Origin of the sequence: Kribbella koreensis, from assembly GCF_039525325.1 — a bacterium.
In the GTDB taxonomy this organism is placed as follows: Bacteria; Actinomycetota; Actinomycetes; order Propionibacteriales; family Kribbellaceae; genus Kribbella; species Kribbella koreensis.
This window is the reverse complement of the sequence record NZ_BAAAHK010000007.1, coordinates 91442-105706: the sequence shown is the minus strand read 5'-3', so window position 1 is coordinate 105706 and position 14265 is coordinate 91442. Positions and strand designations below refer to the sequence as shown.

Here is a 14265-nt window from a genome sequence, read left to right as displayed (position 1 = left end):
TGCCAAGGGGCCGCCCTTCCTGGCTCGCCGTCTGCAGGCTGAAGTCATTTCGAAGGGGGCATGCCCGCATGCATCTAGAGCTCTCAGGTCTGACCAAGAGTTTCGGTTCCCTGGTCGCCAACGATCACATCGATCTGGTGATCGAGCCGGGCGAGATCCACTGCCTGCTCGGGGAGAACGGGGCCGGCAAGTCGACCCTGATGAACATGCTCTACGGGCTGCTCCAGCCTGACTCCGGCGAGATCCTGATCGACGGCGAGAAGGTCAAGATCACCTCGCCGAGCGACGCGATCCAGCACGGCATCGGGATGGTGCACCAGCACTTCATGCTGATCCCGGTCTTCACCGTCGCGGAGAACATCATGCTCGGCCGGGAGAACACCCACCCCGGCGGCATCCTGGACCGCAAGAAGGCCGACGCCCTCGTCACCGAGCTGTCCGAGCGGTACGGCTTCGAGGTCGACCCCGAAGCGCTGGTCGAGGACATCCCGGTCGGCGTCCAGCAGCGGGTCGAGATCATCAAGGCGCTCACCAACGACGCCAAGGTGCTGATCCTGGACGAGCCGACCGCGGTGCTGACGCCGGCCGAGATCGACGAGCTGATCACGGTGATGCGCCAGCTCAAGGAGAACGGCACCTCGATCGTCTTCATCACCCACAAGCTCAAGGAGGTCAAGGCGATCGCGGACAAGATCACCGTGATCCGCCGTGGCAAGGTGGTCGGCCAGGCCGATCCGGGCGAGACCGAGGAAGGGCTGGCCGAGATGATGGTCGGCCGGGCGGTCGACCTGGTGGTCGACAAGGCGCCCGCCCAGCCGGGGGACGCCGTCTTGCGGATCAGCGGCCTGACGGTGATCGACGAGCGTGGCTTCACCGCCGTCGACAACGTGGACCTGGAGGTCCGCAGCGGCGAGATCCTCGCGGTGGCCGGGGTCCAGGGCAACGGTCAGACCGAGCTCGCCGAGGCGCTGCTCGGGCTGACCCCGATCGCGGCCGGCAGCATCTCGCTGGACGGCAAGGACCTGACCGGGGTCTCCACCCGGGAGCGTCTCGACGCCGGGATCGGCTATGTCCCCGAGGACCGCGGCCACGACGGTTTCGTCGGCCCGTTCAGCGTCGCCGAGAACCTGGTGCTCGACCTGTTCCGGTCCGAGCCGTTCGGCAAGGGCCTGATGCTGCACACCGACGAGATCGAGAAGAACGCGACCGCGCGGATCGAGGAGTTCGACATCCGCACCCAGGGCGCGGACCAGCCCGTCTCCTCGCTGTCCGGTGGCAACCAGCAGAAGGTCGTGCTGGCCCGGGAGCTGTCCCGGCCGCTGAAGCTGCTGGTCGCCTCGCAGCCCACCCGCGGTGTCGACGTCGGCTCGATCGAGTTCCTGCACACCCGGATCGTCGAGGAACGCGACCACGGCACCGCCGTACTGATCGTCTCCACCGAACTGGACGAGATCGCCGCGCTGTCCGACCGGGTCGCGGTGATGTACCGCGGCAAGGTGGTCGGCGTCGTCCCGTCCGACACGCCCCGCGACGAACTCGGCCTGATGATGGCCGGCGCCTCCCGGACCGAGGCGCACGAGGTCGCGATCGAGAACCCCACGACGTTGGGAACCATCTAGATGAGTATCGACACCACAACCGAGCCGGCCCAGGTACCGGCCGAACCGCAGCCGGCCAAGCCGGGGCGCCGGCCGCTGCCGGGCTGGGCGGTCCAGAGCCTGGTCTCGCTGAGCGCGATCGTGCTGGCGCTGCTGGTCGGCGCCATCTTGATCATCATCGGCGACGACCAGGTGAAGACAGCGGTCGGGTACTTCGGCGCCGCGCCGATGGACACCTTCTCGGCGGCCTTCAGCGCCGTCGGCGACTCGTACCAGGCACTGGCCTCCGGCGCGCTCGGCGGCATCACGCCGATCACCGAGTCGTTGACCCAGGCGACGCCGCTGATCTGCGGCGGCCTGGCCGTTTCGCTGGCGTTCCGGACCGGGCTGTTCAACATCGGCGCCCAGGGCCAGCTGATCATCGGCGCGATCCTGGCCGCCTGGGTCGGGTTCGCCTGGCACCTGCCGCCGGGGATCCACCTGGTCGTGGCGATCCTGGCCGGCCTGATCGGCGGCGCGCTGTGGGGTGGCGTGGTCGGGTTGCTCAAGGCCCGGACCGGCGCCCACGAGGTGATCGTCACGATCATGCTCAACTACGTCGCGGTCTACCTGCTCCAGTGGTTGCTGACGACGACGACCTTCAAGCGGCCCGGTCGCGAGGACCCGATCAGCCCGATCGTGGACGCGAACGCGCAGTACCCGCAGTTCGGTAGTACCCGGCTGCACGTGGGCTTCCTGCTCGCGCTGGTCGCGGCCGGTTTCGTCTGGTGGCTGCTGAACCGCTCGACGGTCGGCTTCGAGCTGCGCGCGGTCGGCGCCAACGCCGACGCCTCCCGGACCGCCGGTATGTCGGTCGGCCGGGCGTACTTCGTCGCGATGCTGGTCGCCGGTGCGCTGGCCGGCCTCGCGGGCACCCAGCAGGTGCTCGGCACGGACCTGCCGCTGACCGACGGCGTCGCGGCATCGGTCGGCTTCGACGCCATCACCGTCGCCCTGCTCGGCCGCGGTACGCCGCTCGGCACGGTCCTGGCCGGTCTGCTGTTCGGCGCCCTCAACGCGGGCGGTCTGCAGATGCAGTTGCAGACCCAGACGCCGCTGACCCTGACCACCGTCCTGCAGGCCGTGATCGTGCTCTTCGTCGCCGCCCCGGCGCTGGTGCGCTCGATCTTCCGGTTCCTGCCGAAGGAACGCGGCATCGGAGCCGTCCTCGCGAAAGGCTGGAACGGATGAGCTCGACCGAGATCGACTCCCGGGCACAGGACCCGGCGCCCGCGCCGGCTGTCATCGAGGCGCCGGCCGAGCGGACCCGCCGGCTGCGGGTCGGCGGCCTGATGGTCGTCTTCGCGCTGATCGGGCTGGGACTGGCGATCGGCACCAAGGGCGGCAAGGCCACCTTCCAGTTGGTGTCCGGCGACCTCCAGCACAACCTGGTCGGGATCCCGGCCCAGCCGGTCGCGCTGCTGCTCGGGGCGTTCGGGCTGGTGGCGGCCGTGGCGTACGTGATGCGCCGGGTGCCGACGAAGTACGCCGGCTGGCTGGCCGCAGTACTGGGTGTCAGCTTCCTGGGCGCCTTCCTGTGCTGGGCCGCGGCGGGCAAGACCTTCCCGCTGGCCAACCAGTTCCAGGGCACGCTGAACTTCGCCACCCCGCTGATCCTCGGCGCGCTCGCCGGTGTGCTGTGCGAGCGGGCCGGTGTCATCAACATCGCGATCGAGGGCCAGTTCCTGGTCGGCGCCTTCACGGCGGCGGTCGTGTCCAGTACGACGGGAAGCGGCGCCGCGGCGCTGATCGCGGCCGCCGTGTCCGGAGTACTGATGGCCGCGCTGCTGGCCGTCTTCTCCATCAAGTACCTGGTGAACCAGGTGGTCCTCGGCGTCGTGCTGGTGGTCTTCGCGACCGGCATCACGGGGTACCTGTTCGACCAGTTCCTGCAGGAGGACGCCGCCAATCTGAACACGCCGGACGTGCTGTCGGCGATGAAGATCCCGCTGCTGGGGGACATCCCGTTCTTCGGGCCGATCCTGTTCGAGCAGACGGTCCTCGTGTACCTGACCTACATCGCGGTCGCCGTCGTCACCTTCGTGCTGTTCCAGACTCGCTGGGGCCTTCGCGTCCGCGCCGTCGGTGAGCACCCGAAGGCGGCCGACACAGTCGGCATCAGGGTCAAGCGCATCCGGTACTCCGCGGTGCTCTGGGCCGGCGTGCTGGCCGGTCTCGGTGGAGCGTTCTTCACGGTCGGGTACGCCGGGTCGTTCAACAAGGGGATGACCGCGGGCAACGGCTTCATCGCGCTGGCGGCGCTGATCATGGGCCGCTGGAACCCGATCGGCGCGATGGTCGCGGCGCTCTTCTTCGGCTTCGCCACCCAGCTCCAGTCCCAGCTGCAGATCATCCAGACCCCGATCCCCGGCGAACTGTTGCTGATGGCCCCGTACCTGGCCACGGTGATCGCCGTCGCGGGCCTGGTCGGCCGAGTGAGAGCTCCCAAGGCGGACGGTGAGCCCTACGTCACCGAATAGCGGCTCCGCCGCCGACCCCTCTTCCGGCGATTCCCCTTCCGCAGGGCGGGGAATCGCCGGTGCGGTTGATTGGCGGGCGCTGCGCGCCGCCGCCGTCCAGGCGATGCAGCGGGCGTATGCGCCCTACAGCGGGTTTCCGGTCGGCGCCGCGGCGCTCGTCGACGACGGGCGGATCGTTGCCGGGTGCAACGTGGAGAACGCGTCGTACGGACTGACGTTGTGCGCCGAGTGCGGCCTGGTGTCCGAGCTGCACGCGAGCGGCGGTGGACGCCTGGTCGCGTTCACCTGCGTGGACCACAACGAGGAACTGCTCACCCCGTGCGGGCGCTGTCGCCAGCTGCTGCACGAGCACGGCGGACCGACTCTCCTGGTGGAGTCCGCCACCGGTAGCCGCCCCCTGCGCGAGCTACTGCCCGACGCGTTCGGGCCTGAACGACTGGAGGAATAGTGTCTTTCGACGCGGTAGACGTCATCCGCACCAAGCGGGACAAGGGCGAGCTGAGCGACGGCCAGATCGACTGGGTGATCGACGCCTACACCAAGGGCGCGGTCGCCGACGAGCAGATGTCCTCGCTGGCGATGGCCATCCTCCTGAACGGGATGAACCGCCGTGAGATCGCCCGCTGGACGGCAGCGATGATCGCCTCCGGTGAGCGGATGGACTTCGCCAAGCTGTCCCGGCCGACCGCGGACAAGCACTCCACCGGCGGCGTCGGCGACAAGATCACGTTGCCGCTGGCCCCTTTGGTGGCGGCCTGCGGCGTCGCCGTACCGCAACTGTCCGGCCGCGGCCTCGGCCACACCGGCGGTACCCTGGACAAGCTCGAGTCCATTCCCGGCTGGCGTGCGGCGCTGTCCAACGAAGAGATGATGCAGCAGCTCGAGGACGTCGGCGCCGTCATCTGCGCTGCCGGCGACGGCCTGGCTCCCGCTGACAAGAAGCTCTACGCCCTGCGCGACGTCACCGGCACGGTCGAGGCGATCCCGCTGATCGCCAGCTCCATCATGAGCAAGAAGATCGCCGAAGGCACCGGCGCCCTGGTCCTCGACGTGAAGGTCGGCACCGGCGCCTTCATGAAGGACCTGGCCGACGCCCGCGAACTCGCCTCCACCATGGTTGCCCTGGGCACTGACGCCGGGGTCAAGACCGTTGCCCTGCTCACCGACATGTCGACGCCCCTCGGCCTGACCGCCGGAAACGCCTTGGAGGTCAGGGAATCCGTCGAGGTCCTGGCCGGCGGCGGCCCCTCCGACATCATCGAGCTCACCGTCGCTCTGGCAGTGGAAATGCTCGCGGCAGCCGGCGTCACCGACATCGACCCCGCCGAAAAGCTCCGCGACGGCACCGCCATGGACGCCTGGCGCCGGATGATCGCAGCCCAGGGCGGCGACCCCGACGCCGATCTCCCCATCGCCCCCGAACAACACGTGGTGAAGGCAACAACCCCAGGCGTCCTCTCCCAACTGGATGCCCTGGCAGTAGGCGTAGCCGCCTGGCGCCTAGGCGCCGGCCGAGCCCGCAAGGAAGACCCCGTCTCCCCAGTCGCAGGCGTCCAACTCCACGCCAAACCGGGCGACCAGGTCACCGAGGGCCAGCCCCTCCTCACCTTGCACGCCGACGATCCAAGCCGCTTCGAGCGAGCCCTGGAATCCCTCACCGACGCAGTGACAATCTCCGACTCCTACACCCCGGCCCCACTGGTGATCGACCGCATCACGGCCTGATTCCGCAGTACCGAACTTGCACGTACCTGCAACGAATCGCTCTTCCCGGCTCGTTTCCGTGACTCCTAGGCTGACCGGAGTCACGGAAAGTCACTCGGGAGGACGACGCGATGCGACAGGGGAAATCGAAGCTGGTCACAGCGGTGCTGACGGCGGCTGCGCTGCTGCTCGGTGCGGCCGGTCAGGCGACAGCTGCCGAACGACAGGCATCCACGCCGTCGGCCACTGTGGCGGCCGACCCGGATGCGCCGACCGCGCTGGGCAAGAACCTGCAGTTCGGTGGTGGGTACACCGGCGTGACCTATGACGACCTGTGGGATGCCCATCTGCTCGCGAAGCTCTGGGTCGACACCACCAAGCCGGTGCACGTCACGGCGTACTTCGGGGCGGTGCCGAAGTTCAACGCACAGGGCCAGCCGTCGAGCAAGACCGCGACGCTGGTCTACACGTGGCAGTGGCTCTGCGGGTCAGCCGCTCCGGTCAACCTGTCCGGCCAGCTCTCGACCACGCTGGCGCCCGCGCCCGGCACGACCATGTTCAACTACTGGATCCTGGACGCTCTCAAGGTCGAGGCGAACCTGGTGGCACCGGCCTGCTCGAGCGGCGGGAAGTTCGCGATCCGCTTCAACACCCTGCAGAGCACCGGCTCGCCCGGTGCGATGAACTCGCCCGTCGTCGGTTCGCTGCCGGCGCCGTTCGGCACACCGGGCTCGGACATCCTCAACGGCACCAGCCCCACCATCACCCTGTACCAGATCGGCAACCCGTCCGAGGTCGCCGAGGTGCGGCAGAGCGGCAAGCTGAAGGATGTCCCGTCGACCGGACTGCGGTACTTCGTGTCCGACTGCAAGGCCGCGCAGGATCTCGTCGGCTGGGCCGCTTCCACGATGGATCCCTACAACTGGGGCGTGTTCAAGTACACGATCCCGCGCTCGGCGGTCGAGGCCGGCGCGGACAAGATCAGCGGCGCCTGGGCCGACCAGCCAGGCCGTCCACGGATCAAGGCGTTCGCCGTCCGCAAGGGAGCCCCGAGCATCTTCAGCGACCCGTCCTCGTTCGTGGTCATCAAGGACGCCTTCACCTGCTTCTGATCGTGGGGCCGGTGCGACCGTCAGCCGGACTTGGTGGTCAGGCGCTGGTACTGGAGCTTGACCACTGTGGTGGCGAGCTTGATGTCGGGTACCGGCGTCTTCTCCAGCGTGCCGCTCTGGCTGACGGTTATCTCGGCGACCATCGAGCCGACCGTGATGCTGGCCTCTGCGACTGCCTCGATCTGGCCGGTCACGCCGGCGACCCCGGTCTGCGCGTCGGTCAACGCACCCGGCACCCCCGGTACTGCGAACGGCTTGGTGTGCTCGTCCTGCGCCCAGAAACCCTTCTGCAGGTCGCGGGCCTTGCTCGCCGACGCCGCCTTGAAGAGCTGCACGGTGACCCGCTTGCGTCGATCCGTGCTCAAGCGGAACGTCTGGTACCCCTCCTTGCACCCGGCGTTCAACAGCAGCGCGAGATCCTCAGCAGGCGAAGCCGACAACGTGTCCACGAAGCTCTGCCGCGTGAACGGCCCGGTCACCTGCGCCGGCTCGCCGGCCACACCCTTCTGAAACCCATCCGGTACGACGGCCAGCCCGGCCAACCCACCAGCGGCAGCAGGCACAGCAGCATCAGCCGGCGCTGGGGGCTGCTCATTCCCGCCGACCGGCGCGGTCGACGCCCCCGCGTCGTTTCCGCAGCCTGTCAAGAACACCAGCCCAACGCACACCACAGCGGCTACACCGGGCGCGGTTCGCCTCACGATTCCTCCGCAGGGTCAGGGGATTACCCCGCGAGCCCACCAGACAAAGATGAACGCCAGGCAAAGTACGGCGGGGTTCGTTCCCTCCACATGAGCGCGCGCTGTAGAACCCACGCGGAGGGAACGAACGATCATCAGTAGCGGGTGCTGACAGTGACGCCGGTGCAGCCTGTTGCGCCGTACAGGCTGACGTAGCTGTAGCCCGCGGGGGGATTGGCGACGGTGATCGCTTCGGTGTTGCCGGTAGCGGTCGATCGCTGGGTGTAGGCGGAGGTGGTCGCCCAGGTGGCCTTGTTGTAGTAGAGATCACAGTTGCCGGTACCACCGCTGGCGGTGATCTGCAGTTGCGTCGTACCGGCAGGCAGGTTGATGTAGAGGTAGTCGTAGTTGCCAGTGGTCGTGCCTCGGTTGCCGCGCTGGCAGTTCTTGCCCAGCACGCGGATGTCTGCGGCAGTGCACTCGGGCAAGGTCGTACCGCCTCCGCCTCCACAGTTCCCCGCCCCGCACGCGGACAGCCAGCTGTACCAGTCGGCGTCGTACCGGCTGCCGATCGTGGTCCGCAGGTAGCTGGCGGCAGCGTTCCAGTTGCCCGACCGGTAGTAGTTGAGGACGGTGGTCACATCACTGCGGTGCGACTGCAGCATGTAGCGCACCGCGAGGTAGCCCCACTGGTAGATCCGGGTGGTGTCGTTGCTGTAGGTGGTACCGAACAGGGTGCTCAGTGAGTAGGTACGCCGGGCAGCCTCGGTGATCGCCGCGGTGTAGGTCTCGTTGCGGTAGGAGTAAGACACGTACTCCGCGAACCCCTCGATCCACCAGATCGTCGGAGTGCTGACGCCCGCGTCGAAGTCACCGGCCATGTCGAAGCGGCCATCGAGGTAGTGGGTGTACTCGTGGTTGAGGTTCCAGATCGCGAACACCGGTCGCAGCCACTCGGCCTCGTAGGCGATGAACCGGGCCTGGTTGCCGACCGCGGCCGGGTCGCCCTCGAGGTACATCCCGCCGTTGTTCGTGTCGATGCCCCACATCGCTCCGGCATAGGTCTGGTAGTCGGTACTGGAGTTGTAGACCACCACCTCCAGACTGGTGTTGCGGTCGTTGGCCACCGGGCCGGGGTCGGCGACTATGCCGTGGAAGTAGGCGTCCTGACTCGCCAGGCTGCTGCAGCTCGAGGACAGCTGGGCAGTGGTCATCTCCTGGGCCCGGATGCGCAGAGTCGAGCTGCAGGTGTGGGTGATCGGCAGCACGACGGCCGCCAGCTTGGCCTGCAGGTTGCAGATGTCGTAGTACGCGCAGTTGGCCTTGTCGTAGTAGTCGGCCAGCTCGGCGACGCCGACCCACAGCGGTGCCGTCGGGCCCTGTAGCGCGGTCTGCCCGAGCAGGCCCTTTGCAAGCGGACGGACCTTGGGCAGCAGGGCGGAGTACTGGAGGAACCTGGTGAGTTCACGGCCGGCGTTCGAGGTCAGGTAGCTCTGGTCGCCGGACAGTAGATCCTTGTGGCTGGACGCGAAGGCGTAGAGGGTGTCGATCACGCTCGCGTCGGCCTGTACCGCAGCCACGAACTCCGGCAGCTGGTGCCCGCGGAACAACACCGTGTAGACGTTGTTGACCGCGTTCAGCATCCACCACGACGTGTTGTACGAGTTGTTGTAGCCGGTCAGCATCCGCTTCACGACGGACAGGTAGCGGGCGTTCTGCGCCGAGCTGTCGATCAGCGTGATCGCCTCCGCGAGGGTCTCCCCGTTGGCGTCGCTGACCTCGAAGGCGTGCGTGTTGGCGAAGAAGCTGTCCAGGCCCGACTGGATCGCAGTCCGCAGCGTTGGGCCGTAGGTGCCGACGGATGAGGGGTTGTACCACTGCACGTAGTAGCCGGCGCGGAGATACAGGGTCAGCTGGGCGGTACCGGTCGAGTTGTTGCCGGGGTAGCCGGATCCGTTGTCCCGCAGGCCGTACGCGACGCTGACCATCTGGGCCTCACGGAACGCGTTGTACGCATCCGTGCCGGTCAGGTTGAAGAGTGTGTTGACACAGTCCGTCGTCGACGCCTTGATCTGGTTGACGAGAGCTTGGCCGGTACGGCTGGTGAAGTCAGCGGGGTTGCAGGTCGCCGCGGCTTTGTGGCCCTGCATCGACGGGCGGGGCAAGGTGGCGACCTGTCCTGGTCCGTCGTAGTCACGACGCAACTCCTGCTTGGAGGCCGGCAGGGGAGCACGTTGGCTTACCGGCGTACTGGCATCGGTGACGTGGCTGGGCTCGTCGGCCGACCCGCTCGGACCTGCTTTGGTTGTCGGCGGTTGCGGGCTGGTGGCTGCCTGACCTGGGCTGGTGGTGAGGGCCAGTCCGGTCAGGGCGATGACGGTGGCAAGGGTCAGTACCGACGCCTGTCGCCGTAATCGCTGGAGTCGTGGGGATGTCATCAGGTTCTCCTCCGGGGCGGAACACGCGAACCCGCGTGGCTGCGGTGGGGGATCCGCAGTGTTTGGGAGCGTGGCACGTCGAGCCGTTCCCCGGTCATCCCAACGGCGATAGCCTCACGTTATGGATCCCGAGATCCGCCACCTGCGGGCGATCTGCGCGATCGCCGACGCCGGCAGCGTGACCAGAGCCGCCGCCCGCCTCGGGATCTCGCAACCAGCGCTGACCGGCCTCCTGCAACGCTTCGAACGCTCACTCGGCGGCCAGCTGTTCGAACGAGCCCGTACCGGCGTACGCCCCACGCCGCTGGGCGAACGCGCCTTGCAACGCGCCCGCCTGGTCCTGGCCGACATCGACTCCTTCGCCGGCGACCTCACCATGGCTGCCACCGCGGGCCCGGCCGAGCTGCACATGGGCACAGCCCACATGGAATGCGTAGGCACCATCGTCGAACGCGTCCAAACAGCCCTGGCCCCTGTGGACCTCACCGTCCAGGTGGACCCCTCGGCCATCAGCCTCGCCCAATCCCTGGCCCATCAGCGCTCGGACTTCGCCGTCATCGGCATGAGCGACGACCACGACGTACCCCTGGCGCCCGACCTGGCTCAGCGCACCGTCCTGCCCCGCCTCCCGTTCTTCATCGCCCTGACCTCCAGCCACCCCCTGGCCGCCCAAGAGGAAATCAACCTCGCCGACCTGGCCAACGAATCCTGGATCAGCCCACCCGGCGCCGACGACGGCTCCCTGGCCTCCCTCCGAGCCGCCTGCCGCCGAGCCGGCTTCACCCCCAAGATCCGCTACGAGGCGCCCAGCGGCGGCGGCCGCCAACTGATCCAATCCGGCCGAGCCGTCCAACTCGTAGAACCCACCTCGGCCGGCGCCGAAGGCATGACAATCCGCCGCCTGACCGGCGACCCCCTAAGAGGCCGCCTGATCCTGGCTTGGCGCCGCCCCCGCCTAACCGAAGACCAAGTCGAATCCACCTACCTAGCCATAGCGAGTTCCTACACAGACCACGCCCTCCGCAGCCCCACCTACGCCCCCTGGTGGACCGCCCACCCCGAAGTCCACCCCCGAACCACCTAATTCCCCACGCACTGCCTAGCCGGCGACGGTGGCGAGGAGATCCGTGATGCGTCGGCGGGCGGCCTTGGGGTGCAGCGGTTCGCAGCCGGCGTCGACGCAGCGCTTCACCACTCGCGGATCGTCCTTCAGTAGCAGCAATCCCCGCCGGAGCAGGGTGAACGGCGGCTTGCGGTGCTCGCGTAGATCGCGCTGGAACCGGCGTACGAAGGTGACGATCCGGTGGTGCCGAACACAGATCGCCGCTGCCAGCAGACCGCGTTCCCGAAGCGCTCCGGCAACCTGATCGGCGAAGATGCCCTCGGCAATGATCAGTGGTGATCCGCCTGTCTCCACAGGCCGATGTCCGATGGTCCCGTCGGCGGCGATGTCGTAGATCGGCATGTCAGCGACCCCAGTGGCGCACAACACCTCGAGCGCAGCCACCGCCCGCTCGCCGTCCCAGGACCGCGGATCATCCCAATCCACGATCCCCAACGGCGACCGCGGCATTGCCGCGTCATCCCCGTCCCGGTAGAAGTCATCGAGCCGTACCACCGGCAACCCCACCAGTTCAGCCAACCGCGACTTCCCAGCCCCTGAAGGCCCCGCCAGCAACACCACCCGAGCATTCACCCCGAGATTCTCCCACCGCCCCGGCCTTTCACTTCCCGCCCCTCGTCCACCACAACCACGAAGCCCCCTCCACGGCCCCGGCCGACCGGACGGCCATGCATACGCAACTCACCCGAAACACCGCGACACACCGGGGGTATCCGCTTGCCGGTGGAGTTGTGCGTGCACCGACGGGCGCGTGGGGGATTCCTAGGCCTGTAAGGCTTTGACTAGTTCGTTGTGGTGGGTGGTGAACCAGGCGTTGGTTCGGTCGGTGAGGGTGGATTCGCCGGTGGTCCAGCGTTGGCGGAACCAGGGGTGGCCGGACTCGGCGCCTCGGCGGACGTAGTCCATGCACCAGATGTGGTTGGCGGCGGCTGCGTCGATCAGGCGGGTGCGGTCGTCGCCGGTGAGGCCGTAGGCGTCGGTGAAGCGGCGGAGGCGGGTCAGCGATTGGCCTTGGCGGGCGTCGTGGATGTCGGCGTCGGGGCGCAGGGGTGCCCACAGGCGTACGGCCGCAGCGACATCCCACAGCGTCGACCCAGGACCGGCCAGGTCGAAGTCGATCAGGGCGACCGCCACCCCGTCGCGGAAGACGATGTTGTCGAGGTTCGGATCGTTGTGGCCGACCAGTCCGTCGTCATACGCAGCGGGCACTCGCTCGGCCCACGGGTAGCCGGAGGGGTCGAATCCGAGTACGGCCTCGTGATAGCGCCGTAGGAGATGCGCGACGCTCTCCAGTGCCGCGTCGGTCATCGACCACGAAGGGTATGGCGCCTGCACCGTCTCGCCGGGCACGTAGGTCAGTACTTCCCGGCCCTGCTCGTCCACCCCGAGGAAGGCGGGGGACGAGTCGAAGCCGACCTCCTGGAGATGGTCCAGAAGCGCATGCACGGCAGGACTGCTGGGCCGCAGCGGGCGGCGTACGGTATCGCCGACCCGTACCACCAGGCCACGGTTGGCGGTGCCGCCGAGCAGGCGGGTCTCGACCTCAGGCATCACCGCACAGTGTGGCTGCTGCCCACCCCAAGCGCTAGGTCGCTCAAATGAGCAATCCAATGCACAGTTGTGCAACGAACTCTTGACACGCGCCAGGGCAAACGGTTCACTCAACGATGAGCAGCGTGCTGCTCATATGAGCGAGTGCCCGCCGATCGCGAAGGAGCAGCCCGTGCTGGAACAGCGCAAACGCATCGGAGGTGTGGCGATCGCACTCCTCCTGGTGAGTGGAGTGAGCAGCTGCGCCGGGTGGGGCGGCGGAGCCGGTGGCGGTGGCGCCGACAGCGTCAACGTGCTGATGGTGAACAACCCGCAGATGGTCGACCTGCAGAAGCTGACCGCGGACAACTTCACCAAACAGACCGGGATCAAGGTCAACTACACGGTCCTGCCGGAGAACGACGTCCGGGACAAGATCAGCCAGGAGTTCTCCAGCCAGGCCGGCCAGTACGACGTCGCGTCGCTGAGCAACTTCGAGATCCCGATCTATGCCAAGAGCAAGTGGATCGCGCCGCTGTCGGACTACATCGCCAAGGACACCGCGTTCAACCAGGACGACATCCTGAAGCCGATGACCGAGTCGATGTCGGGTGACGACGGCAAGATCTACGGGGAGCCGTTCTACGGCGAGTCGTCGTTCCTGATGTACCGCAAGGACATCCTGCAGGCCAAGGGTGTCGAGATGCCGGCCAAGCCGACCTGGCAGCAGGTCGCCGACATCGCGGCGAAGGTCGACAACGCCCAGCCCGGCATGCGCGGCATCTGCCTGCGCGGCCAACCAGGCTGGGGCCAGCTGTTCGCCCCGCTGACGACGGTCGTGAACACCTTCGGCGGTACCTGGTTCACCCAGGACTGGCAGGCGAAGGTCAACGCCCCCGAGTTCACCGAGGCGACCAAGTTCTACGTCGACCTGGTCCGCAACCACGGCGAGCTCGGCGCCCCGCAGGCCGGTTTCACCGAGTGCCTCAACAACCTCGTCCAGGGCAACGTCGCGATGTGGTACGACGCAACCTCCGCCGCCGGTTCGCTCGAAGCGCCCAACTCACCGGTCAAGGGCAAGATGGGGTACGCCCCCGCGCCGGTCGTGAAGACCGACAGTTCCGGCTGGCTGTACGCCTGGTCGTGGAGCATCCAGGAAGCGAGCAAGAAGAAGGACAACGCCTGGAAGTTCATCTCCTGGGCCTCCAGCAAGCAGTACGAGGAGCTGGTCGGCAAGGAGCTCGGCTGGTCCCGCGTCCCGGCCGGCAAGCGCGCCTCGACGTACGAGAACCCGGAGTACCGCAAGGAGGCGGCGGCGTTCGCCGACCCGACCAAGCAGGCGATCGAGACCGCCGACCCGCGCAACCCGGGCGCCCAGCCGCGGCCCGCGATCGGCATCCAGTTCATCGACATCCCCGAGTTCCCCGATCTCGGTACCCAGGTCAGTCAGGACGTCAGCTCCGCGATCGCCGGCCGGATGAGCGTCGACGAGGCGCTGAAACGCGGCCAGGAACTCGCCGACGACGTGGCAGAGCGCTATCGCGCCAGAGAAGCGAAGTGA

At 67.7% G+C, this 14265-nt stretch carries 12 protein-coding genes; 8 read left to right on the top strand and 4 right to left on the bottom strand.

Going from position 1 to position 14265, the window contains the following annotated elements; genetic code table 11:
• Nucleotides 1–68 precede the first annotated feature (68 nt).
• The 6 genes from ABD116_RS14360 to ABD116_RS14335 all read left to right on the top strand — a co-directional run bounded on the left by ABD116_RS14360 (nt 69) and on the right by ABD116_RS14335 (nt 6933).
• On the top strand, nt 69–1619 hold the full coding sequence (locus tag ABD116_RS14360; protein ID WP_343968988.1) for an ABC transporter ATP-binding protein: 1551 nt from the start codon (nt 69–71) through the stop codon (nt 1617–1619).
• Nucleotides 1620–2828, top strand: coding sequence for an ABC transporter permease (locus ABD116_RS14355; protein WP_343968986.1), 1209 nt, complete (start codon nt 1620–1622; stop codon nt 2826–2828).
• On the top strand, nt 2825–4117 hold the full coding sequence (locus ABD116_RS14350; RefSeq protein ID WP_343968984.1) for an ABC transporter permease: 1293 nt from the start codon (nt 2825–2827) through the stop codon (nt 4115–4117). The genes ABD116_RS14355 and ABD116_RS14350 overlap by 4 nt, the downstream gene beginning before the upstream one ends.
• A gap of 52 nt (nt 4118–4169) precedes the next feature.
• Nucleotides 4170–4565: a cytidine deaminase gene (locus ABD116_RS14345; protein ID WP_343970955.1), complete on the top strand. Its 396-nt coding sequence runs from the start codon at nt 4170–4172 to the stop codon at nt 4563–4565.
• Complete coding sequence (locus ABD116_RS14340; protein WP_343970953.1) at nt 4562–5842, top strand: thymidine phosphorylase; 1281 nt, start codon at nt 4562–4564, stop codon at nt 5840–5842. Before ABD116_RS14345 ends, ABD116_RS14340 begins: the two co-directional genes overlap by 4 nt.
• A 110-nt stretch (nt 5843–5952) precedes the next feature.
• Complete coding sequence (locus tag ABD116_RS14335) at nt 5953–6933, top strand: hypothetical protein (RefSeq protein ID WP_343968982.1); 981 nt, start codon at nt 5953–5955, stop codon at nt 6931–6933.
• Between the two features lie 20 nt (nt 6934–6953).
• Here ABD116_RS14335 and ABD116_RS14330 read toward each other — a convergent pair whose 3' ends face one another.
• Nucleotides 6954–7586 (bottom strand): hypothetical protein, encoded by a 633-nt coding sequence (locus ABD116_RS14330; RefSeq protein ID WP_343968980.1) that lies wholly within the window; start codon nt 7584–7586, stop codon nt 6954–6956.
• A gap of 182 nt (nt 7587–7768) precedes the next feature.
• On the bottom strand, nt 7769–10051 hold the full coding sequence (locus tag ABD116_RS14325; protein WP_343968978.1) for a M9 family metallopeptidase: 2283 nt from the start codon (nt 10049–10051) through the stop codon (nt 7769–7771).
• Between the two features lie 121 nt (nt 10052–10172).
• Here ABD116_RS14325 and ABD116_RS14320 point away from each other — a divergent pair, with 121 nt between their 5' ends.
• Nucleotides 10173–11135, top strand: a complete 963-nt coding sequence (locus ABD116_RS14320; RefSeq protein WP_343968976.1) for a LysR family transcriptional regulator — start codon at nt 10173–10175, stop codon at nt 11133–11135.
• A gap of 15 nt (nt 11136–11150) precedes the next feature.
• Here the strand turns inward: ABD116_RS14320 and ABD116_RS14315 are convergent, their stop codons facing one another.
• Together ABD116_RS14315 and ABD116_RS14310 are read right to left on the bottom strand one after the other, a co-directional pair.
• Nucleotides 11151–11747 (bottom strand): uridine kinase family protein, encoded by a 597-nt coding sequence (locus ABD116_RS14315; RefSeq protein ID WP_343968975.1) that lies wholly within the window; start codon nt 11745–11747, stop codon nt 11151–11153.
• A gap of 189 nt (nt 11748–11936) precedes the next feature.
• On the bottom strand, nt 11937–12725 hold the full coding sequence (locus ABD116_RS14310; protein WP_343968973.1) for a phosphotransferase: 789 nt from the start codon (nt 12723–12725) through the stop codon (nt 11937–11939).
• A gap of 172 nt (nt 12726–12897) precedes the next feature.
• Between ABD116_RS14310 and ABD116_RS14305 the strand changes: the two genes are divergently transcribed.
• Nucleotides 12898–14265, top strand: a complete 1368-nt coding sequence (locus ABD116_RS14305) for an ABC transporter substrate-binding protein (RefSeq protein ID WP_343968971.1) — start codon at nt 12898–12900, stop codon at nt 14263–14265.